Below are 19,491 nucleotides of genomic sequence, written 5' to 3' on the forward strand. Positions count from 1 at the left end.
GACTTCTACAGGGTGTAGAAGTGGTGAATTTCACAGATCCGGCGCCGGGCGGAGCCCCCAGGCGTTCCCGGCGGCCTCAGATCCGGCGGATGCGGGCGAAAACGAGTCCGGCCGCTCCGGCGGAGCCCAGCAGCCCCACACCGAGCCAGACTTTTGCCGCTTCGGGAGCCGGTCCAGCGTCGGGGGCCGCTGCCGTGGCACTCCTCGAGGGCGTGCTGCCGGCAGTTCCTCCACCGGCTGCCGGGGAGGCGCTTGCGCCCGTGGCACCGTACGGAGAGGGGCTTTCGGCGGGCGTGAGAGCCTGGGCCGAATCCGGCTGGCCTGGACTCCTCGGCCCGGTTGCCGGAACACCGGACACGGACCCGCCAGCGGCCGGAGAACCTCCGGCCGCCCCTGAAACTGTGTCGGGATCCGCACCCGTGTCCGACCGCGGCGGACCTTCTGGAGCCTGTGCGGGCGGGCTCTGGTCGGCTGTGCCGGAAGCTGCTTCGCCCGGCGAAGCCGACGCAGGAACAGCGGAAGAAGAAGGTGAAGTGGAAGAAGGCTCCGGCGCCGTGGGGACCGGCGATGGAGTGGCTGCGGACGGTGTTCCGGCGTTACCGGAAGCTGCGGGCGGGGGTGTCGGCGCCGGAACCGGCGAGGCTGTGTCGGTGGCGTCGGCAGAGCCTTGGGTGACGCCCAACCGGTCCTTCAACGGACCTCTGTGCGCCGGGTTCTTGCCGGAAGTGGCTGCCTGCCCGGGTGCGGGCGGCTGTCTGTCATCGGCCGCAGTTGAGGCGGGCACGCCAGCGGAAAGAACCAGTACCGCTCCGATGGCAGCCGCTGCAGCGCTGCGCCGGAGTCCCCCATGGATACTGGTCCGGGAACGGGAAGTTTCGGACCTGTCAATAACCATAGGTATCGACACTAGCCACACCGGCAGGTCGGGGAAAAACCGAAAAAGTCCCCGCTCGGCCGTCCCTGCAGGACCAATCTTCCGTTGAACAGGGGCGATGGTCAGCCGAGCATTTTTTGGATTTCCCGGCGTGTGTCGGACACCACGGCGGCGAGCCCGTTGCCGGCCACCCACCCGCCCACGATGGCCAGGCCTGGCTGTTCGGCGCAAAGGTCCCGGACCTCGGCCACCCGCGCCCTGTGCCCTACGGCCGCGAAAGGCAGCGCCCCTTCCCACCTGACAACGTCCCAGTCAACAACGTCTTTCCCCTCGAGCTGTACTTCCAGCAGAGCCGAAGCGTCGCGCAGGGCGGCAGCCAGGAGCTCCGCGTCGCTGGCCGGCGCCGGACCCGCCGCCGGGATGCCCGCAACTGCAGATCCTTCCCGGCGGCCATAGGACAGCCGCAGCACATGGGTACCCGGGCCTGCCGCGGCGGCCAGCCAGTCCCACTTCGCAGTGGCGTGGGTGAGGGCTTTCGCTTCGATCCCCGGCGCCTGGGGCGCAACGAGGATCCCGGTGCCCCGCGGACGCCGGTCCAGCTCGGGGACGTCCACCACGAGCGTGACCAACCGGACGTCGGGACCGCTCTCCGGACTTCTGCCGGCCAGTGCGGGCACGGCCGGCAGAAGCAGCCCGACGGCAGCCGGGCCAGGAAGGCCCACCACCAGCAGGCCGCCGTCGTACGTTGCTCCGGCGGCAGTGACGTGCCAGCCGTCCGATGTACGGGCCACAAGGGTCGCGGCGGAGCCGCCCAGCAGCGTGACGCCGCGTTTCTGCAGATCGTCGAGGAGTGCGGAGACGAGGGTATGCATGCCGCCCTCGAGGCCCGCGACGGCGGACCCGGCCTTGGCCAGTGGCTGCCTGCCGGCGTCGGGGGAACCGGATGTTCCCGACGGCGGCACTGGCGTTTCCGGGGCGGCGGGACTGCGCCGCTGGGCGGCGACAGCGGCGGCAAGGGAGCCGTGGCGCCTGATCCCGGCGCGCAGGCCGGGTGCCACCATGTCCACGTCAAGGAGGCCCGGGTCCGCGGAGTGCACTCCCCCGACCACCGGCGCCACGAGCCGTTCCAAGACCCGGCGGCCCATCCGTGCCCGCACCAGCGCCGAGACACTGGTGACATCTTCGGACGCGCCAAGCGACGCCGGCAGGAACCTGTCCAGCGACGCCCGGAGCGAGCCCGCAAAGCCCAGCGTCCTGCGGACCTCGGGATCCCACGGGTTGGCGGGAATGCCCAGCACTCCGGTTTTGGGCAGTTCGCGTGCGCCACCGGGAAGCTGAACCCAGGCGCCGCCGGGGCGGGGTTCAACGATTTTTTCCGCGAGCCCCAGTTCACCGGCAAGGTCCGCAACGGCACTTGAGCGCGTGGCGAAGGACTCGGCCCCGCTGTCCAGGGTGAGGCCGGCCACAACATGGCTGCCCACGCAGCCTCCCCAGTTTTGGGTCGCCTCCAGAACTGTCACAGTGAGGCCTGCAGCGGCCAACTCCCGTGCGGCCAGCAGGCCGGAGATGCCGCCGCCCAGGACGAGTGCTGTCCGGGCGGGCTTCGTCGGGCTGCCCACAGGTCTACTCCGGGGAGATGGAGTGGATGAGTTCGACCACCCGGGTCAGCACGGCGGGGTCGGTTTCGGGCGGCACGCCGTGGCCAAGGTTCAGCACGTGGCCGGGAGCCGACGCCCCGGCCGCTATGACTTCGCGGACATGGGCTTCAAGGACCTCCCACGGTGCGGAGAGCAGCGCCGGATCGATGTTTCCCTGCAGCGGGACGGTACCGCCAAGGCGCCGGTTGGCTTCGTCCAGCGGCAGGCGGTAATCCACACCCACCACGTCCACGCCGACGTCGTGCATGGCAACAAGCAGCTCGGAGGTTCCGGTGCCGAAGTGGATCAGCGGGGCGCCGAGGTGGCGGACGTGGTCAAGGGCGCGCGCCGAAGCGGGCGCCACGTACTTGGTGTAGTCGGCCAGCCCCAGGGAACCGGCCCACGAATCAAACAACTGCCCTGCGGACGCGCCGGCCTCAAGCTGGGCACGCAGGAACATGCCCGAGGCGTCGGCAGCCCAGTTCGCCAGGGCCGTCCAGGTTTCCGGGTCAGCATGCATCATGGTGCGCGGGCCGAGGTGGTCGCGGGACGGCTTGCCTTCAACCATGTACGCCGCGAGCGTGAAGGGTGCGCCGGCGAAGCCGATCAGCGGCGTCTTGCCAAGCTGGGCGACCGTCAGGCGGACCGCTTCCCGAATGGGCTCCAGAGCTTCCCAGGTCAGCTGCGGCAGGGCGGCAACATCGGCCGCCGTGCGGACGGGCTTCTCCAGCACGGGTCCCACGCCGGGCACGATGTCCACGCCGACGCCGGCGAGTTTCAGCGGAATAACGATGTCGGAGAAGAAAATTGCCGCATCAACGTCATGGCGACGGACCGGCTGCAGGGTGATCTCGGACGCGAGCTCGGGGCGCAGGCACGAGTCCAGCATCGCCACACCTTCGCGCACCTTGAGGTACTCCGGCAGGGAGCGCCCGGCCTGCCGCATGAACCACACCGGGCGCCGGGAAGGCTTGCCGCCCCGGTAAACGGTGATCAGCGGGGAATCCGCGGTGCGGCCATCCATCAGCGGGTGGCTGGCAGCGAGCGCACGGCCGCTGGACGGGACGCTGGACACGGCATTGGACACGGCGGAGCTGGAAGTCATGCTCCGATTGTGCCCAAAATCGGGCGCAAAAGATAACGACAGCCTGTCACCCCGCCCCATCCCTCCAGCCTCCCTGCCCGGCCGGTGGCATGTATCACAGGGCCTTGTTGCCGGTCCCACGCTCAATGGTTGTTCTACCGGGCAACGAAAAAGCTATGATTGATCTGCTGTGGTTCTTTTCTCATTGGTGGCTACACACGCCGACATCGATCTTGAGACCGTTGCTCAGTTGAGCAACGGTGCTTCAGAGATCGCCACATCCGCACTCTCCGGATCGCCGGCAGTGACGGGTGCGGTAGTCCTTGCCACCTGTAACCGCTACGAAATCTACGGCGAGGCGCCCCATCCGGACGACGTCGAAGCCGCCCGCGCCGCCCTCGTCTCGCAGATCAGCGGCCTCAGCGGCCTGAACGAACAGCTGGTCTCACGCTCCTTCAGCACCCGGACCGGCTCCGAGGTCACCCAGCACCTCTTCGCTGTCAGCGCCGGGCTGGACTCCGCCGTCGTTGGCGAACGCGAAATTGCCGGGCAGGTCAGGCGGGCCCTCATCACCGCCCAGCACGAAGGCACCGCAAGTTCGGGCCTCGTCCGCCTGTTCCAGGCCGCATCCAAAACCGCCAAGGACGTCGGCGCCCAGACCGCCCTGGGCTCACGGGGGCTTTCGATCGTTTCCGTGGCCTTGGACCTGGCAACGGACCTTTCCGAGAACCCCGACTGGTCAGCGAAGAAAGTCGTGGTGTTCGGCACGGGAGCGTACGCGGGTGCCACCATGGCGCTGCTCCGTGAACGCGGCTGCACCGACATTTCCGTCTTCTCCTCCTCAGGCCGGGCGGAAGGCTTCGTCGCCACCCGCGGCGGCACGGCACTTGATTCAGATTCGCTGCGGCCAGCCGTTGCTGCCGCAGACGTCATGATCGGCTGCAGTGGTTCCGATACCCGCGTTGAGGCCGCAGAACTGGCCCAGATCCGCGGCGGATCACCTCAGCCGCTGATCGCCATCGATCTTGCCCTCACCCACGACTTTGACCCGGAGGTTGGAGAGCTCGACGGCGTTGAGCTGCTCACGCTGGAATCGGTTCGTTTGGCGGCACCGCAGGAACAGGCCGAGTCGCTGGCACAGGCAAGCGGCATCGTTTCCGGCGCAGCCCGGGCCTTCGAGCAGGAGCGCGAAGTCCGGTCCGTGGATTCGGCCATCGTGGCGCTCCGCCGGCACACCATGAACGTCCTGGACGCCGAAATGGAGAAGGTGCGTGCGCGCCACGGTTGCACCGCGGCCGCTGAGGAAGTGGAGTTCGCCCTCCGCCGGATGGTCAAGCAGCTGCTGCACGTGCCCACGGTGCGTGCCCGCGAGCTGGCGGCCAACGGGCAGCAGGACGACTACGTCTCAGCCCTCGAGACCCTCTACGGGATCACCGTCGAGCAGCCGGCCGCGCCGGCCCCGGCGGAATGCCCGGTGGACCACAAAGGCCTCGAAACCGCCTGACGGCCACGTTGCCCTATCAGTTTTAGCCCTCAACCGGCCGTTTTGGCGACCAAAAGTGATAGGGCAACCGGTCAGTAGACGGGCTTCTGGGGCTCCACGTCACGAACCCAGGCCAGGATGCCGCCGTCGAGGTGGCTGACCCGCTCGTAGCCGGCCTTCCGGGCCGCTTCCAGGACATTGGCTGACCGGGTACCGGCCTTGCAGTGGAACACGATGTCCTTATCCTGCGGCAGCTCGGCCCAGGCCTCCCCTGCCAGGATGCGGCCCTGCGGGATCAGCACGGAACCGTCGATGCTCACAATCTCGTGTTCACCGGTTTCGCGGACATCCACCAGTTCGAAGTCCTTCAGGCCCGCCTTGCGCGATGCCAGCATGGTGGCCAGCTGCGTTGCCGTGACAGTGTGCTCGGTATCGGTGCCGGCGGCCGGGGCAATGCCGCAGAACGCCTCGTAATCCGTCAGTTCCGTGATCGGCTCCGCCGCCGGGTCCTTGGACACGCGGATCTCCCGCCAGCTGCCGCCCAGGGCATCAAACAGGGCCACGCGTCCCAGCAGGGAACGCCCGACGCCGGTGATCAGCTTGACCGCTTCGGTCACCATGAGGGATCCCACGGCCGCGCACAGCATGCCGAATACGCCGCCTTCACCGCAGGACGGCACGGAACCGGCCGGCGGCGCCTCCGGGTAGAGGTCGCGGTAGGTGGGGCCGTGCTTCTCCCAGAACACGCTGACCTGGCCGTCGAAGCGGAAGATGGAGCCCCACACATAGGGCTTGCCCAGGATCGCGGCGGCATCGTTGACCAGGTAGCGCGTGGCAAAGTTGTCCGCCCCGTCCAGGATCAGGTCATAGTCCCCGAAGAGCTCCAGTGCGTTGGAGGCGTCAAGCCTGAGATTATGCAGGCGGACCTCCACAAGCGGGTTCAGCGCGGCGATCGCGTCCCGGGCGGATTCGATTTTGGGCCGGCCCACGTCCGCAACGCCATGGATCACCTGGCGCTGCAGGTTGCTCAGGTCCACGGAGTCGTCGTCGACTATTCCCAGCGTCCCGACGCCGGCGGCGGCCAGGTAGAGCAGCGCCGGCGAGCCCAGTCCCCCGGCACCGATGACCAGGACCTTCGCGTTCTTCAGCCGCCGCTGCCCCACAGCACCGATCTCAGGAATAATGAGGTGCCGGGAATAGCGTTCCACCTCAGCCGGAGTAAGTTCACCGGCGGGCTCCACCAGCGGTTCGAGAGTAACAGGGGAGACATTTGCGGTGAATGTTGAAGCCATACTTCAATGTATGCCCCCAGATACCGCGCGGTCATATTACCGCACAGTAAAGTGGAGTTAACTGCAAGCGAAAGTAGGACAACTGTGGTCCATGAAGCACGGGCTGACCGGGCGTCCGGCGGCGAACCTGCCGTACCTCCGCGCACAGGACAACGATCCGCCCGGCTTCCCCGGGACGAACGCCGCGCGCAGCTGCTCGCCGCGGCCCAGGAGGTCTTCGTAGCCAACGGCTACCACGGCGCAGCAATGGACGAGATCGCCGAGACGGCCCATGTCAGCAAGCCTGTGCTTTATCAGCACTTCCCCTCCAAACGCGAGCTGTACATTGCCCTGCTGGACAGCCATCTCGCGTCCCTGACGGATCTGATGCTTGGCGCGCTGAACTCCACCACAGACAATGACGAACGCGTCCAGGCGGTGATGCGGGCGTATTACCGCTTTATCGCCAGCGACGACCAGGCCCACCGGCTGGTCTTTGAATCGGACCTCATCAATGATCCCGATGTCAGTTCCCGGCTCGAAACCTTCAACAAGACCTTCGCTGATGCCGTGGCACGGGTCATCGCCGAGGACACCAAGCTGCCGCACCTGGAAGCCCAGCTCCTGGGCCGCGGACTGGCCGGAATGGCCCAGGTCAGCGCCCGCTACTGGCTGGAAACGGACGGCAATCTGGACCTCGATGTGGCCAGCGACCTCATTTACCGTTTAGCTTGGCGCGGAATCTCGCGCTTTCCCAAAGAGACCTAGACTACAAATAAGAGACCCTTACTGAATTTTGATTGGCTGGGAGGCCCCGCATTGGAAATTAAAATCGGCGTACAGAATATTGGCCGCGAAATCATCCTGGAATCCAACCAGGACGCCGACGCCATTGCCAAGATTGTCGAAGAGGCCATCACCAAGGGCAGCGAACTCCGCCTCAAGGATGACAAGGGACGCGTCATCATCGTTCCCGGCAACGCCCTGGGCTACGTGGAAATCGGTGCCGAAGAGTCCCGCCGCGTCGGTTTCGGCCAGTTCTGACAGCTGGCATCCATGCTCTCACTCACCATTGTTGTCCTCGTTACAGCGGCCGCCGGCTTTGTGGTCTGGGCCAATGACAAACGCCATGCCAGGTACGGCATGGGGTTGCCCGCGGGAGTAGCCGTAGCCGTGGGCGCGCTGAGCTGGATCATCTTCATGACGGCAGGTTTTGGCTACCTTCCCGGCCTGACGTGGATTCCCTGGATCCTGCCCATGCTTCTCGGGACCGCGGCAGCCATCGGCGCCGTCATCTACCTTGGCCGCACGCGCACCCGCCACGACACCATGCGGCTGACGCAGGCTCTCAGGCTGTAGTTGGAGGCCTGTAGTTGGAGCCGGCTCTGAGCCGGGCCGGACTTCAGAATCAGTGTTCCGGCTGGTGCCCCGCCTCGGTGCACACGCAGAGCCGGTTTCCTTGAGCATCCGTGACCACCACCCAATCGGGTGCGTGGTCACGGTTCATTAAGGCTCCGGTTGCCGCCGTCCTGTCCAGGACCGGCCCCGATTCGGCGAGGCTCCAGTGGACATCAAGATGGAGCCTGTTGCTGTTTGGCGTGGGCGTTTCCTGGAACCAGATACCCGGCCCACGGCCGTACGGGTCCACCAGCTCCCCGCCGGGACCCTTCTTGTACCCCAGCGCGACGCGCCACACTTCGGCGATCTCCGCAGCGTCCGCCGTGTCGATGCCGATCTCCACCGTGCGGAACAGCCCCGGCTGCGCCTCTGCCCCTATTTCGGCGGCCACGGAGCCCGCCGCCTTCGCGGCAGCGGCGTCCCGCTCGGTGACCTGGCCCCCGGCGTCATGCGAGGTGTAGCGGATAAACACCCGGTTGTACCGCCAGTCCAGGTCGGGGTGGTGGTTCTGCTCTTCCGCGAAACGTCCGACGGCGGCTATCAGCTCAAGTGCGGCGGCCGACGTCGGCGCCTTGTAGACGGTGACCAGACCGCCGAGCCGGTACCGCCAATCGGGCAGTGCAGCCAGGACCGCGTCGAGCCGGTCCCGGGTGAGTATGTCTTCCATGCCGGCCATAGCGGACTCCTTGGCTCGTTACTCCACAGCCCGGCCCGACGGCCGGCACCAGGTGCCGGCCTAGAGGAACTCCGCGCGGCCTTCCATGGCCGATGACGCCAGGGCGTGCTCGCGGCGCGGTATCCTGCCGGCCGCTTTCGCCAGCCTACCGGCGATGACTGCGTGTTTGAAGGCCTCGCCCATCAGTGCCGGGTTCTGGGCGCGGGTCACCGCTGTGGCCAGCAGCACGGCGTCGCAGCCCAGCTCCATGGCGAGCGCCGCGTCAGAGGCCGTACCGATGCCGGCGTCAAGGACCACGGGCACGGAGGCCCGCGAGACGATCAGCTCGATGTTGTGTGGGTTGAGGATGCCCAGGCCTGTGCCGATGGGAGCGCCCAATGGCATCACGGCGGTGGCCCCCAGGTTTTCCAGGCGCAAGGCAAGGACGGGGTCATCGTTGGTGTAGGCGAACACCTTGAAGCCGCGGTTCACGAGCTGTTCAGTGGCATCCACCAGCTCCACGGCGTCCGGCAGCAGCGTCTGTTCGTCGGCGATAACCTCGAGCTTGACCCAGTCGGTCTCCAGCGCTTCACGTGCCAGTTCGGCCGTCATGACCGCGTCGCGGGCGGTGAAACAGCCCGCGGTGTTGGGCAGGATCCGGATCCCGTGGTCCACCAGGAGCTGGAAGAGAGACCCGGACTCGGCAGGCGAATACCGGCGCATGGCCACGGTGGTCAGCTCGGTTCCGGACGCCAGAAGGGCTGCGCCCAACCCGTCCAGGCTGGGGGCGCCGCCGGTGCCCATGATGAGGCGCGAGCCGAGCCCGACGCCGTCGATGGTCAGGCAGTCGCTGCGCCCTGCGTTGTCCACCGTTGTTCGGGACGCAGCGGTGGTGTTGGTTTCTGTCATGGTGTCAGCCTCCCTGGACTGCGGTGACCAGTTCGACGTCGTCGCCCTCGGCGAGAGCCGTCACGTACCACTGGCTGCGGGGTACTACTTCGGAGTTGCGGGCGACGGCGACGCCCAGTTTCTGCCCGTCGGTCGCCTGGCCACTGGCAGCGAGTGGCCGGCCGGTGACCTGGCTGACCAGGGTGGTGATTGAGGCGTCGTCGGCTACGGCATGCCGCGAACCGTTGAGGGTGATGTTCATGCTGATTCCTTCTGGTGGTCGATGACACCCGGTAGATCCTGGCCGGGGGCCTTCGGGCGTGAAAACCTTGACGGATTCATGGCCGCCCAGCGCCGGTCCCCCCGGCCCTCCATCAGGGCCCGGCAAATAGCCGCCGCCGCTGGGGCAAGCAGCACACCGTGGCGGAAGAACCCGGTGGCGATGATCAGCCCGGGAACATCAGGGACGCGGCCGAGGAGCGGTGCGTTGTCCGGGGTGGCGGGACGCGCCCTGGCCGTGCATTCCAGGAGTTCCAGCTCCGAGACCGCAGGCACCAGGACCTGGGCGTCCCGCAGCAGTTGGTAGACGCCACCGGCTGAGACTGCCGTGTCCGACTTCACGGGGTCCTCTGCAGCGGACACCGCATCTTCCCGCTGGGTCGCCCCGATCACCACTGAGCCGTCCTGCCGCGGAACGATGTACACAGGCACGCCGCGGACCAGCCCGCGGACGGTGGATGTGACCAGCGGGCGGAGGTGCCGGGGAACAGCCAGCCTGAGGATGTCCCCGTAAACGGGCCGGAGGGGAAGGTGCAGTCCCTCCGGCAAGCCGCCCAGGGAGGGCGCCTGCAACCCGTTGGCCACAATGGTCTCGCGCGCCTGAACTGTTCGGCCCTGCGCAAGGCCCACGCCCGTGACGCGGCCGTTCTCCCAGAGGAGGGACCGGGCCCGGTCGTCGACGGCGAATCCGCCGCGTGCACCCCCAACCGCGGTTCCGGCACCGGGCTCGTGGACGGCCAGGAGCCCCCTCAGGGATGCCACCAGCTTCCGGGGATCCACCTGGTGGTCGGCGGCGATTTCCAGGGCGCAGGAAATGGCGGGGCTGAGGAGGCCTTCCTTGGCCCTGGCCTCGCGGACGGTGAGCGGTTCAACTTCCAGTCCGCTGGCCTGCTGCACGGTGCGCAGGTCCATCAGTGCCCGGCGGTCCGCCGCGTCCGCGCCTACGGCAAGGGTCGGCGTCGTCAGATAGCCGGGATCCGCTGCTCCCGCGCGGGCAAGGTCGGCTGCAAAAGCCGGCCACAGGAGGGAGGATTCGAGCATCAGCTCGAGGAGGTCTTCCTCCTGGTAGTGGAGCTCGCTGACAGGGGCGAGCATACCGGCAGCTGCCCAGCTGGCGCCCTGCCCCGGGGCGTCATCGATCAGGGCCACGGAGCGGCCCGAGCGCCGTGCTTCCCACGCAATGCAGTGGCCGATGACTCCGCCGCCGATCACCGCCACGTCAGCTTGAAGCGTCTTCCCAGCGTGAAGCATGAGGACGTTCCTTCCCTACGCCGGTACTAGCCGGATCAGGTCAAGCGGTCGGCTCTGACGCCCTCTCAGCCCCGCAGCTTTATGACGGCTGCAGCGGGCTCCCGCAGTACCCGACCAGTGTAGGGGAATTAGGCTGGCATCCATGAACGTGACTTCCGCACCCCCTTCCGGTCCCGCCGCCTCCGGTTCCACACCTGATTCCGCCGGCGGCCTCCCCGGCAGCGCCAGGCTGTACCTTTGCACCGATGCCCGCCGGGACCGCGGGGACTTTGGCGAGTTCGTGGAAGCGGCGTTTGCCGGCGGGGTGGACATCATCCAGCTCCGCGACAAGGGGATCGAGGCTGCCGAGGAACTGGAGCTGCTGGCGGTGCTTCGGGCGGCGGCCGAGCGCCACGGGCGGCTGTGGGCGGTCAATGACCGCGCGGACATCGCGCTGCTGTCCGGAGCGCCGGTCTTCCACATCGGACAGCAGGACCTGCCGGTGGCATCCGCCCGCTCGCTGCTTGGCGCGAACGGAGTGATCGGGCTGTCGACGCACACCCCGGAACAGGTGGAAGGGGCCATACGGCTGTCCTCCGCCCTGAGCACGCCCGACGGCGGCCTGGACTATTTCTGTGTGGGCCCCGTCTGGGCCACACCCACCAAACCCGGCAGGGCCGCCGTCGGACTGGAACTGGTGCAGTATGCAGCGGAGGCTGTGAAGGCGGCCGGCGGCGACCAGGCCACCGTTCCCTGGTTCGCGATCGGTGGGATCGACCTCGGCAACGTCGAGAAGGTAGTGGCGGCGGGGGCAGGCAGGATTGTGGTGGTGCGCGCCATCACCGAGGCCGATGACCCGGCGGCTGCGGCCGCCGCGCTCCTGGCTGCTCTGGACGCGGGTGCCGCCTGACCCGGCTGCCTGACGCCGCGCCGCCCAATGGCGTGCCGCCAGGCAATCCCCCGCGCGGCGGGTCACCGCGTGCACGATCTGCGAAAATCGGGCTAATCTGACTTTTGTGTCACATCATCGTTTGGCTCCGTATGTCCGCGAACACACCAACGCCCTTGAGGCGGCCCTGAGTGCCCTTCGGACTGAGCTGGAACTGCCGGGGCCCTACCCGGAAGAGGCGGTCCGGGACGCCGAGGCCGCCGTCGCTTCCCACGAGCTGCCAGAAGCCGACCTGACGCACGTCGGGTTCCTCACCATCGATCCGGCCTCGTCCACCGACCTTGACCAGGCGCTTTTCATCGAACGCAACGGTGCCGGGTACCGCGTCCTGTATGCCATCGCCGACGTCCCGTCCTTCGTCCGCCCCGGCGGCGGCCTGGACGCCGAAACCCGCCGGCGAGGCCAGACGTTCTACGCTCCCGACGGCCGCATCCCCCTGCACCCCGAAGTCATCAGCGAAGGGGCCGGAAGCCTCCTGGCCGGCCAGCTCTGCTCGGCCTTTGTCTGGGACTTTGAACTGGACGACGCCGCACACGTCTCTTCAGTGACCGTCAGCCGGGCCCGGATGTCCAGCCGGGCCAAGCTTTCCTACAAGGGTGTCCAGGCCGAGCTGGACGCGGGATCAAACAACACGGTGCTGCAGCTCCTGAAGGAAGTGGGCCTCAAGCGCGTGGAGCTGGAGCGCCAGCGCGGCGGGGCAAGCCTGAACATGCCGGAGCAGGAAATCGTCCAGCTGCCCGACGGCGGCTACCGCATTGCCGCGGCACCGCAGCTTCCGGTGGAGGACTGGAATGCGCAGATTTCCCTGATGACAGGGATGGCTGCCGCCAAGCTGATGCTTGACGGAAAGGTGGGCATCCTGCGCACCATGCCCGCCCCGGACGAGAGGTCGCTGCGGCACTTCCGGATCCAGACCGAGGCCCTGGGCAAACCGTGGGACGGGAAAATCAGCTACGGCGAATACCTCCGCAGCCTCGATCCGACCGATCCCCGGCAGCTTGCCGTGCTCCACTCCGCCGGCATGTTGTTCCGTGGCGCCAGCTACACGGCGTTTGACGGAGCTGTCCCCGACGACGCCATCCAGTCGGCCATCGGCGCCGCTTATGCCCACACCACTGCCCCGCTGCGCAGACTGATCGACCGCTTTGTCCTGGTGATCTGCGAGGCCCTGAGCAACGGGCGGCCGGTACCGGACTGGGCCCGGGAGGCCCTGCCGTCCCTGCCGGAGATCATGGCGGGATCTGATCAGCTTGCAGCACGGATGGAGCGCATGGCGCTGGACACCGTGGAGGCTGCCCTCCTGGTCAATCACATCGGGCAGGACTTTGATGCAATTGTGATTTCCGGTTCCAAACCGCAGAAAGACAACGGGAACGGAAAAAACGGAAACGGCAAGAACGGAAACGGGAAGAACGGGAACGGCCCTTCCGGGGTCATCCAGATTGCCGAACCCGCCGTGACGGCCCGGTGCGCGGGAGATCTGGAATCCGGCACCAAGGTCCGGGTGCGCCTGATCTCCTCGGACATCGCCACCCGGGAGATCCATTTCGAACTGCTGGCCTGAAACTCCCGCATCCTGTTTGAACGGACCAAAGCCGGTTTTCGGGGTCTGTGCGGCTAGACTGAAGAAGTAGAAATGGATGCCCGGTCGTTGATTTCCTTGATTTTGAATTCAACAAGCCCGCCCCTACGCGATCTTGAGATCCACCCGCTGGTCCCCAGTGCCAGCATTTAGATAGCCCGCGATCGGCTTCCACTGGATTTGCTTGCGCGCTTCGAGCGTGCTCCGGAACGGTCATCTGGCCGGCCCGTTGAGCAGGCAGCGCCAATGCCCAAATGAATAAGGAAACTCCCCTGTGAGTGAATTGCATACCCACCAACTGCTGACTGACGACTCCGGCATCGAGACCCTCGAACCGGAAGAAACCATTATCTCGGACGAGAAGCCCCATGAGATCGAGGAGAAATCCTTCGCGGACTACAACGTCCGCGCCGATATCGTGGAGTCCCTCGCCGACGCCGGGATCACGCACCCCTTCCCCATCCAGGCCATGACCCTGCCGGTGGCCCTGTCGGGTCACGACATCATCGGCCAGGCCAAGACGGGTACCGGCAAGACCCTCGGCTTCGGCATACCTGCACTGCAGCGCGTGGTGGGACCGGACGACGCCGGCTTCGACAAGCTCGCCGTCCCGGGCGCCCCGCAGGCCCTGGTCATCGTTCCGACCCGTGAGCTGGCCGTCCAGGTGGCCAACGATCTCCAGACTGCATCCCGCAAGCGCAACGCCCGTATCACCACCATCTACGGCGGCCGCGCCTACGAGCCCCAGGTGGAAGCCCTGCAGAAGGGCGTCGAGATCGTGGTGGGAACCCCCGGCCGCCTGATCGACCTTTACAAGCAGAAGCACCTGAGCCTGAAGAACGTCAAGATCGTCATCCTAGACGAGGCCGACGAGATGCTTGACCTCGGCTTCCTGCCCGACGTCGAAACACTCATCGCCGGTACGCCCGCGGTCCGCCAGACCCTGCTGTTCTCCGCCACCATGCCCGGCCCCGTCATCGCCATGGCGCGCCGCTACATGACGCAGCCCACCCACATCCGCGCCGCCGACCCCGATGACGAGGGCCTGACCAAGCGCGACATCCGCCAGCTCATCTACCGTGCCCACAGCATGGACAAGATCGAAGTTGTTGCCCGCATCCTGCAGGCACGCGGCCGTGGCCGCACCATCATCTTTACCAAAACCAAGCGCACCGCAGCCAAGGTAGCGGAGGAACTCGTGGACCGCGGCTTCGCAGCCGCAGCCATCCACGGCGACCTCGGCCAGGGCGCCCGCGAGCAGGCCCTCCGGGCGTTCCGCAACAACAAGGTTGACGTTCTCGTCGCCACAGACGTAGCGGCCCGCGGCATCGACGTCGACGACGTGACGCACGTGATCAACTACCAGTGCGTCGAGGACGAAAAGATCTACCTGCACCGGGTTGGCCGCACCGGCCGCGCGGGCAACAAGGGCACCGCCGTGACCTTCGTCGACTGGGACGACATGCCCCGCTGGGGCCTGATCAACAAGGCACTGGGCCTGAGTGTCCCTGAGCCGGTGGAGACGTACTCCTCTTCACCCCACCTCTTTGAAGAGCTGGACATCCCGGAGGGAACCAAGGGGCGTCTCCCCCGCAACAAGCGCACCCTGGCCGGCGTCGATGCAGAGGTCCTGGAGGATCTGGGCGAAACCGGGAAGAAGAACACGCGCAGCAGCGGCGGACGCGAAAGCGGCCGGGACAGTGGACGGGACAGCAACTCCCGCGCCGGCGGCGCACGTGACGGCGGCCGCGAGGGTGCCCGTGACACCAGCCGCGACCGCGTCCGGAGCTCCCGCGGCACCGGCGATTCAGCCGGCCGCTCCGGTGAGCGCCGCCGTCGTCCGTCCGAAGCCGCAGCCGCAGGAACTGGCCCGGCTGTCGAAAGCCCGGCAACGGCACCGTCCGACGCCGAGCAGCCCTCACGTACCCGCAGGAGCCGGACACGGACCCGCCGCCGCAACGGCGAAGTGGTGGCCGGCGCCGACAACGGCTCGCTGCCCGGCAGCACCGAGGCCTAAAAACCTCAATGACTGACACCGTCTGGGCGCCGGACGGCAGCAACCTGGTGGTTCACGCAGACAACGCGGAGTTCCTCCCCACGCTGCCGGACGGCGCCTTCACACTGATATACGTTGACCCGCCGTTCAACACCGGCAGGGTCCAGAAGCGCCAGGAAACCCGGATGGTGCTCAACACCGACGGCGACGGCGACCGCGTGGGCTTCAAGGGCCGTTCCTACGACACCATCAAAGGCGCGCTTCACCGTTACGACGACGCGTTCAGCGACTACTGGTCCTTCCTGGAACCCAGGCTGGTGGAGGCCTGGCGCCTGCTGGCCGATGACGGCACGCTCTACCTCCACCTGGACTACCGGGAAGTGCACTACGCCAAGGTCATGCTTGATGCCATCTTTGGCCGGGAGTGCTTCCTCAACGAGATCATCTGGGCATACGACTACGGCGCGCGAGCGAAGTTCCGCTGGCCCACCAAGCACGACAACATCCTGGTGTATGTAAAGAACCCGGCGAAATACCACTTCGACAGCGCCGAGGTGGACCGTGAGCCGTACATGGCACCCGGCCTGGTCACCCCCGCCAAACGCGAACTCGGAAAGCTGCCCACGGACGTCTGGTGGCACACCATCGTCTCCCCCACGGGCAAGGAAAAGACCGGTTACCCCACCCAGAAGCCCGAGGGCCTCATCCGCCGGGTGGTGGCGGCGTCAAGCCGCCCGGGCGACTGGTGCCTGGACTTTTTCGCCGGTTCGGGAACGCTTGGCGCCGTGGCGGCCAAGCTGGACAGGAAGTTTGTCTGCGTGGACCAGAACCAGCCTGCCATCGATGTGATGGCGAAGCGGCTCGGGACCCACGCAGACTTCACTTCGTTCCGGGCAAGAGAGCTGTGAAAGCCTTATCCCTACTCTGGGCTTTCGCGGTCAGGGAGCAGCACATACCACTTGGATGCCATGCCCGGTCTGGCGGTTATCCAAAGCCAGTCCGTTGCCTGCACACATATTGGCCAGCAAAGTGACGGCCTCGCCGTTCATGTAATTGCCCTTTTGGCCGGCGGGTGTCACCGAATCTGTCACGCCAATGAGCGACAACGTTCCCGGGGGAACGAAAATCCAAACATCCGGTTCGAAGGGGAGCACTACCCAGTTACCCTGCACGTAGACAGTGCCGAAGTCCAACACGACTGCTTTCGCATGGGATGTGTCCACAGGCCGGCTGACATTCTCGCAATGAAGTGCCTGTGCGGCGGGAGCGACAAACATCAGCGCGAACGCTGCGGCACCGACGGCTAGAAATTTCCTGATCATGATGTCTCCACTAATTGACGAGAGACCGAACACTGGTCGCGGTTCAAACAGCCGCACCCCGGCAAGCGCAACCTTACTCAGCCGGCCCGATTGGTCAAGATGCTGTAGTTTTTCCCCGCACCACCGGCGTTCCGGTGCCCATCTCTTCAATCCGTGCCAGCACCGCCGGGCTGGTGAGGTTCTCCCCCAGGAGATTGGGTTTACCTGTGCCGTGGTAGTCCGAGGAACCGGTGATGAGCAGGCCGTAGCGCTCGGCCAGTTTGTGGAGGAATGCCCGGCCCTCCGCGGGATTGTCCCTGTGGTTGATCTCCAGGCCGGCCAGGCCGGCGTCGATCATGTCCAGGTAGGTGCGCTCCCCCACGATCCGGCCACGCGCGGAAGCTACCGGGTGCGCAAAGACGGGGACGCCTCCGGCCGCCCGGACCAGTTCGACGGCGGTGACGGGGTCGGGCGCGTAGTGCTGGACGAAGTAGCGCGAACGCGACGTCAGGATCGATGCGAATGCCTCGGCCCGGTCCGAGACCACCCCGGCAGCAACCAGGGCGTCGGCGATGTGCGGGCGTCCGAGGGTGGCGCCGGGCGCCACGTGATGGATGACGTCATCCCAGGTCAGCGGATAGTCCTCCGCCAGGAGGGTCACCATGCGCTCCGCCCGGGTCAGGCGGGCGTCCTTGGCCTTGGTGATTTCCTCGAGCAGCCCCGGGTGGGCAGGATCATGGAGGTAGCTGAGCAGGTGAACGCTGATGCCCAGCTCAGTCCGGCAGGAAACCTCCATGCCCGGCACAAGGACAACCCCGTTTTTGAGCGCCGCGGCGGATGCCTCCGCCCAGCCATCGGTGGAGTCGTGGTCCGTCAGTGCGACGACATCCAGGCCCGCCCGGGCGGCTGAAGCCATCACATCGGCAGGGGCTTCCGTGCCATCGGAAACGTTGGAGTGGGCATGCAGGTCAATCCTCACCTGCCCAGCCTAGTTCACCGCGTCAGCCTGACGCGGGCGCCCGGCACCGGGGAATGCGGCCCGCTTTTGCCTGACCTCGGGCGTGGTGGCCCGACTCACGCCGCTGGTGAGACGATGGTGCGGTGAACTTTGCCGAAAATACCCCTGACTCCGCATCCCAGCCCCTCGAAGAGCGCGTCAACAACCGCTCGCAGCGGCCCAGTTCCGAGGCCTTCAAGGCCTTCATGGCAAGCAACTGGGCACCGTCCAGCCAGGAACTGCCCGAGCGCGACGACGTCGCAGGCCACGCCGCCAACCGGCGCAAAGCCATCTCGGGCCTGTTCAAAGGCGAACGCCTGGTCCTTCCCGCCGGCCCGCTCAAGGTCCGCTCCAACGACTGCGACTACCGCTTCCGCCCGCATTCAGGCTTCGCACACCTGACAGGGCTGGGACTGGACCACGAACCTGATGCCGTGCTCATCCTGGAACCGGTTGCGGAGGGAACGGGCGACGGCGGCAGTCACCACCGGGCCACACTGTACTTCCGGCCCCTGGCCGGCAGGGATACAGAGCAGTTCTATGCCGACTCCCGTTCCGGCGAGTTCTGGATAGGGGCACGGCCGACTCTCGCCGAGTTCGAAGCACGCCTTGGCCTGGCGACGGCCCACATCGATGAACTCGAAGCGGCCATCACCAAGAATGTCGGGGCCCCCGAAATCGGCGGCATTTCCATCCGCCTCGTCCGCAAGGTTGACGAGAACATCGATGCCCTGGTGGACACCGCCCGCTACAACACGGCCAAGGATCCCGAGAACCTGGACCTCGCCGTCCTGGACGCACTGGACGAAAAACTCTCCGAAGCCCTTTCCGAACTCCGGCTCCTGAAGGACGAGTGGGAGATTGCGCAGATGAAGACTGCGGTGGCCGCCACCGTGGAGGGGTTCGTGGAAGTGGTCAAGGCCCTTCCCCGTGCGCTGACCCACGTCCGCGGCGAAAGGGTGGTTGAAGGCGCCTTCTTTGCCCGTGCACGCGAAGCAGGCAACGAACTGGGCTACGACACCATCGCCGCCGCCGGCAACAACGCCACCGTGCTGCACTGGACCCGTAACACCGGCGCTATCAATGCCGGTGAATTGCTCTTGCTGGACGCAGGGGTGGAAGCCGACTCGCTGTACACCGCAGACGTGACCCGGACCCTGCCGGTCAACGGCAGGTTTACCGATGTCCAGCGAAAAGTCTACGAAGCCGTCCTGGACGCCGCGGATGCCGGCTTCCAAGCGGCCCGGCCCGGCACGAAATTCCGGGATATCCACACCGCGGCAACCACGGTACTGGCCGAGCGCCTCGCCGAGTGGGGCCTGCTCCCCGTGAGCGTGGAGGAAGCGGTGAGCCCCGAGGGGCAGCAGCACCGCCGCTGGATGCCGCATGGCACCAGCCACCACCTTGGCCTGGACGTGCACGACTGCGCGCAGGCCAAACGGGAGCTCTACCTTGACGGCGTCCTGACCGCGGGCATGGTCTTCACCATCGAGCCTGGCCTCTATTTCAAGAATGAAGACCTGGGCATTCCCGAGGAGTACCGCGGGATCGGGGTCCGGATCGAGGACGACATCCTGATGACAGCCGACGGTCCGGTCAACCTCAGCGCTGAGTTGCCGCGCAAAGCCGAGGACGTCGAGTCCTGGATGGAAGGGATCTACCGCGAGGTCAATCACGCGGTTGGCAACTGAGGCAAGGCCCTGGCAACAGGGCCTGCCACCCGCAACGGCGCGGAATACCCGTATTTCAGGCAACCGTTGGTGAAGCTCCGATAACAATTCCTTGGCAATCGCTTGCCAATAAGAATCCTGATGAATACGCTTGGCCCGGAGAAAGAAATCGTAGACTGGGTTCAGTTTCGGTTCTC

18 protein-coding genes and 1 riboswitch are annotated in these 19,491 nt (G+C 66.5%); of the genes, 9 read left to right on the forward strand and 9 right to left on the reverse strand.

Features of this window, described 5'->3' with window-relative positions; translation table 11 throughout:
- Positions 1–996: 996 nt before the first annotated feature.
- Both hemG and hemE read right to left on the reverse strand, forming a co-directional pair.
- Complete coding sequence (gene hemG, locus ABIA70_RS02745; RefSeq protein ID WP_354146061.1) at positions 997–2,493, reverse strand: protoporphyrinogen oxidase; 1,497 nt, start codon at positions 2,491–2,493, stop codon at positions 997–999.
- Positions 2,494–2,497: 4 nt separating this feature from the next.
- On the reverse strand, positions 2,498–3,616 hold the full coding sequence (gene hemE / locus ABIA70_RS02750) for a uroporphyrinogen decarboxylase (RefSeq protein ID WP_354146062.1): 1,119 nt from the start codon (positions 3,614–3,616) through the stop codon (positions 2,498–2,500).
- Positions 3,617–3,785: 169 nt separating this feature from the next.
- On the opposite strand from hemE, the gene ABIA70_RS02755 reads away from it, so the two are divergent.
- Positions 3,786–5,099, forward strand: a complete 1,314-nt coding sequence (locus ABIA70_RS02755) for a glutamyl-tRNA reductase (RefSeq protein ID WP_354146063.1) — start codon at positions 3,786–3,788, stop codon at positions 5,097–5,099.
- Positions 5,100–5,170: 71 nt separating this feature from the next.
- On the opposite strand, the gene moeB is transcribed toward ABIA70_RS02755, so the two are convergent.
- A complete protein-coding gene (gene moeB / locus ABIA70_RS02760) occupies positions 5,171–6,370 on the reverse strand; it encodes a molybdopterin-synthase adenylyltransferase MoeB (protein ID WP_354146064.1) in 1,200 nt (399 codons plus the stop codon).
- Between the two features lie 84 nt (positions 6,371–6,454).
- On the opposite strand from moeB, the gene ABIA70_RS02765 reads away from it, so the two are divergent.
- The 3 genes from ABIA70_RS02765 to ABIA70_RS02775 are packed head-to-tail and all read left to right on the forward strand — an operon-like array spanning position 6,455 to position 7,708.
- Positions 6,455–7,117 (forward strand): TetR/AcrR family transcriptional regulator, encoded by a 663-nt coding sequence (locus tag ABIA70_RS02765; protein WP_108600604.1) that lies wholly within the window; start codon positions 6,455–6,457, stop codon positions 7,115–7,117.
- A 51-nt stretch (positions 7,118–7,168) separates the two neighbouring features.
- A complete protein-coding gene (locus ABIA70_RS02770; RefSeq protein WP_354146065.1) occupies positions 7,169–7,393 on the forward strand; it encodes a DUF3107 domain-containing protein in 225 nt (74 codons plus the stop codon).
- A gap of 12 nt (positions 7,394–7,405) precedes the next feature.
- Positions 7,406–7,708: a hypothetical protein gene (locus tag ABIA70_RS02775; protein ID WP_354146066.1), complete on the forward strand. Its 303-nt coding sequence runs from the start codon at positions 7,406–7,408 to the stop codon at positions 7,706–7,708.
- Positions 7,709–7,757: 49 nt separating this feature from the next.
- On the opposite strand, the gene ABIA70_RS02780 is transcribed toward ABIA70_RS02775, so the two are convergent.
- The 4 genes from ABIA70_RS02780 to thiO form a co-directional block, all read right to left on the reverse strand.
- A complete protein-coding gene (locus ABIA70_RS02780) occupies positions 7,758–8,423 on the reverse strand; it encodes a 4a-hydroxytetrahydrobiopterin dehydratase (RefSeq protein ID WP_354146067.1) in 666 nt (221 codons plus the stop codon).
- 60 nt (positions 8,424–8,483) lie between these two features.
- A complete protein-coding gene (locus ABIA70_RS02785; RefSeq protein ID WP_354146068.1) occupies positions 8,484–9,311 on the reverse strand; it encodes a thiazole synthase in 828 nt (275 codons plus the stop codon).
- Positions 9,312–9,315: 4 nt separating this feature from the next.
- Positions 9,316–9,552 (reverse strand): sulfur carrier protein ThiS, encoded by a 237-nt coding sequence (thiS, locus tag ABIA70_RS02790; RefSeq protein WP_354146069.1) that lies wholly within the window; start codon positions 9,550–9,552, stop codon positions 9,316–9,318.
- The gene (gene thiO, locus ABIA70_RS02795) at positions 9,549–10,820 is read right to left on the reverse strand and encodes a glycine oxidase ThiO (protein ID WP_354146070.1); all 1,272 of its coding nucleotides are present in this window, start codon (positions 10,818–10,820) and stop codon (positions 9,549–9,551) included. Before thiO ends, thiS begins: the two co-directional genes overlap by 4 nt.
- Positions 10,816–10,935: riboswitch (TPP riboswitch) on the reverse strand. (Overlaps the previous gene by 5 nt.)
- Before the next feature lie 27 nt (positions 10,936–10,962).
- On the opposite strand from thiO, the gene thiE reads away from it, so the two are divergent.
- The 4 genes from thiE (at position 10,963) to ABIA70_RS02815 (ending at position 16,234) form a co-directional block, all read left to right on the forward strand.
- Positions 10,963–11,709, forward strand: a complete 747-nt coding sequence (thiE, locus tag ABIA70_RS02800; RefSeq protein WP_354146071.1) for a thiamine phosphate synthase — start codon at positions 10,963–10,965, stop codon at positions 11,707–11,709.
- Between the two features lie 106 nt (positions 11,710–11,815).
- Complete coding sequence (locus tag ABIA70_RS02805; protein ID WP_354146072.1) at positions 11,816–13,312, forward strand: RNB domain-containing ribonuclease; 1,497 nt, start codon at positions 11,816–11,818, stop codon at positions 13,310–13,312.
- A gap of 292 nt (positions 13,313–13,604) precedes the next feature.
- Positions 13,605–15,347, forward strand: coding sequence for a DEAD/DEAH box helicase (locus ABIA70_RS02810; RefSeq protein ID WP_354146073.1), 1,743 nt, complete (start codon positions 13,605–13,607; stop codon positions 15,345–15,347).
- A gap of 8 nt (positions 15,348–15,355) precedes the next feature.
- Positions 15,356–16,234: a DNA-methyltransferase gene (locus ABIA70_RS02815; RefSeq protein ID WP_354146074.1), complete on the forward strand. Its 879-nt coding sequence runs from the start codon at positions 15,356–15,358 to the stop codon at positions 16,232–16,234.
- Between the two features lie 30 nt (positions 16,235–16,264).
- On the opposite strand, the gene ABIA70_RS02820 is transcribed toward ABIA70_RS02815, so the two are convergent.
- Positions 16,265–16,648 carry a hypothetical protein gene (locus ABIA70_RS02820; RefSeq protein ID WP_354146075.1) on the reverse strand — a complete coding sequence of 128 codons (384 nt, stop codon included), beginning with the start codon at positions 16,646–16,648 and terminating at the stop codon, positions 16,265–16,267.
- A 94-nt stretch (positions 16,649–16,742) separates the two neighbouring features.
- A complete protein-coding gene (locus tag ABIA70_RS02825; protein ID WP_354146076.1) occupies positions 16,743–17,606 on the reverse strand; it encodes a PHP domain-containing protein in 864 nt (287 codons plus the stop codon).
- 122 nt (positions 17,607–17,728) lie between these two features.
- On the opposite strand from ABIA70_RS02825, the gene ABIA70_RS02830 reads away from it, so the two are divergent.
- Positions 17,729–19,315, forward strand: coding sequence for an aminopeptidase P family protein (locus tag ABIA70_RS02830; RefSeq protein WP_354146077.1), 1,587 nt, complete (start codon positions 17,729–17,731; stop codon positions 19,313–19,315).
- Positions 19,316–19,491: the final 176 nt, after the last annotated feature.

Origin of the sequence: Arthrobacter sp. 754, from assembly GCF_040548695.1 — a bacterium.
Classification (GTDB): domain Bacteria; phylum Actinomycetota; class Actinomycetes; order Actinomycetales; family Micrococcaceae; genus Arthrobacter.

Bases quoted from the DNA above. Each gene is read 5' to 3' on its own strand.
- hemE (WP_354146062.1), bottom strand. From the start codon at position 3,616: ATGACTTCCAGCTCCGCCGTGTCCAATGCCGTGTCCAGCGTCCCGTCC.
- moeB (WP_354146064.1), bottom strand. From the start codon at position 6,370: ATGGCTTCAACATTCACCGCAAATGTCTCCCCTGTTACTCTCGAACCG.
- ABIA70_RS02775 (WP_354146066.1), top strand. From the start codon at position 7,406: ATGCTCTCACTCACCATTGTTGTCCTCGTTACAGCGGCCGCCGGCTTT.
- ABIA70_RS02780 (WP_354146067.1), bottom strand. From the start codon at position 8,423: ATGGCCGGCATGGAAGACATACTCACCCGGGACCGGCTCGACGCGGTC.
- ABIA70_RS02785 (WP_354146068.1), bottom strand. From the start codon at position 9,311: ATGACAGAAACCAACACCACCGCTGCGTCCCGAACAACGGTGGACAAC.
- thiS (WP_354146069.1), bottom strand. From the start codon at position 9,552: ATGAACATCACCCTCAACGGTTCGCGGCATGCCGTAGCCGACGACGCC.
- thiO (WP_354146070.1), bottom strand. From the start codon at position 10,820: ATGCTTCACGCTGGGAAGACGCTTCAAGCTGACGTGGCGGTGATCGGC.
- thiE (WP_354146071.1), top strand. From the start codon at position 10,963: ATGAACGTGACTTCCGCACCCCCTTCCGGTCCCGCCGCCTCCGGTTCC.
- ABIA70_RS02815 (WP_354146074.1), top strand. From the start codon at position 15,356: ATGACTGACACCGTCTGGGCGCCGGACGGCAGCAACCTGGTGGTTCAC.
- ABIA70_RS02820 (WP_354146075.1), bottom strand. From the start codon at position 16,648: ATGATCAGGAAATTTCTAGCCGTCGGTGCCGCAGCGTTCGCGCTGATG.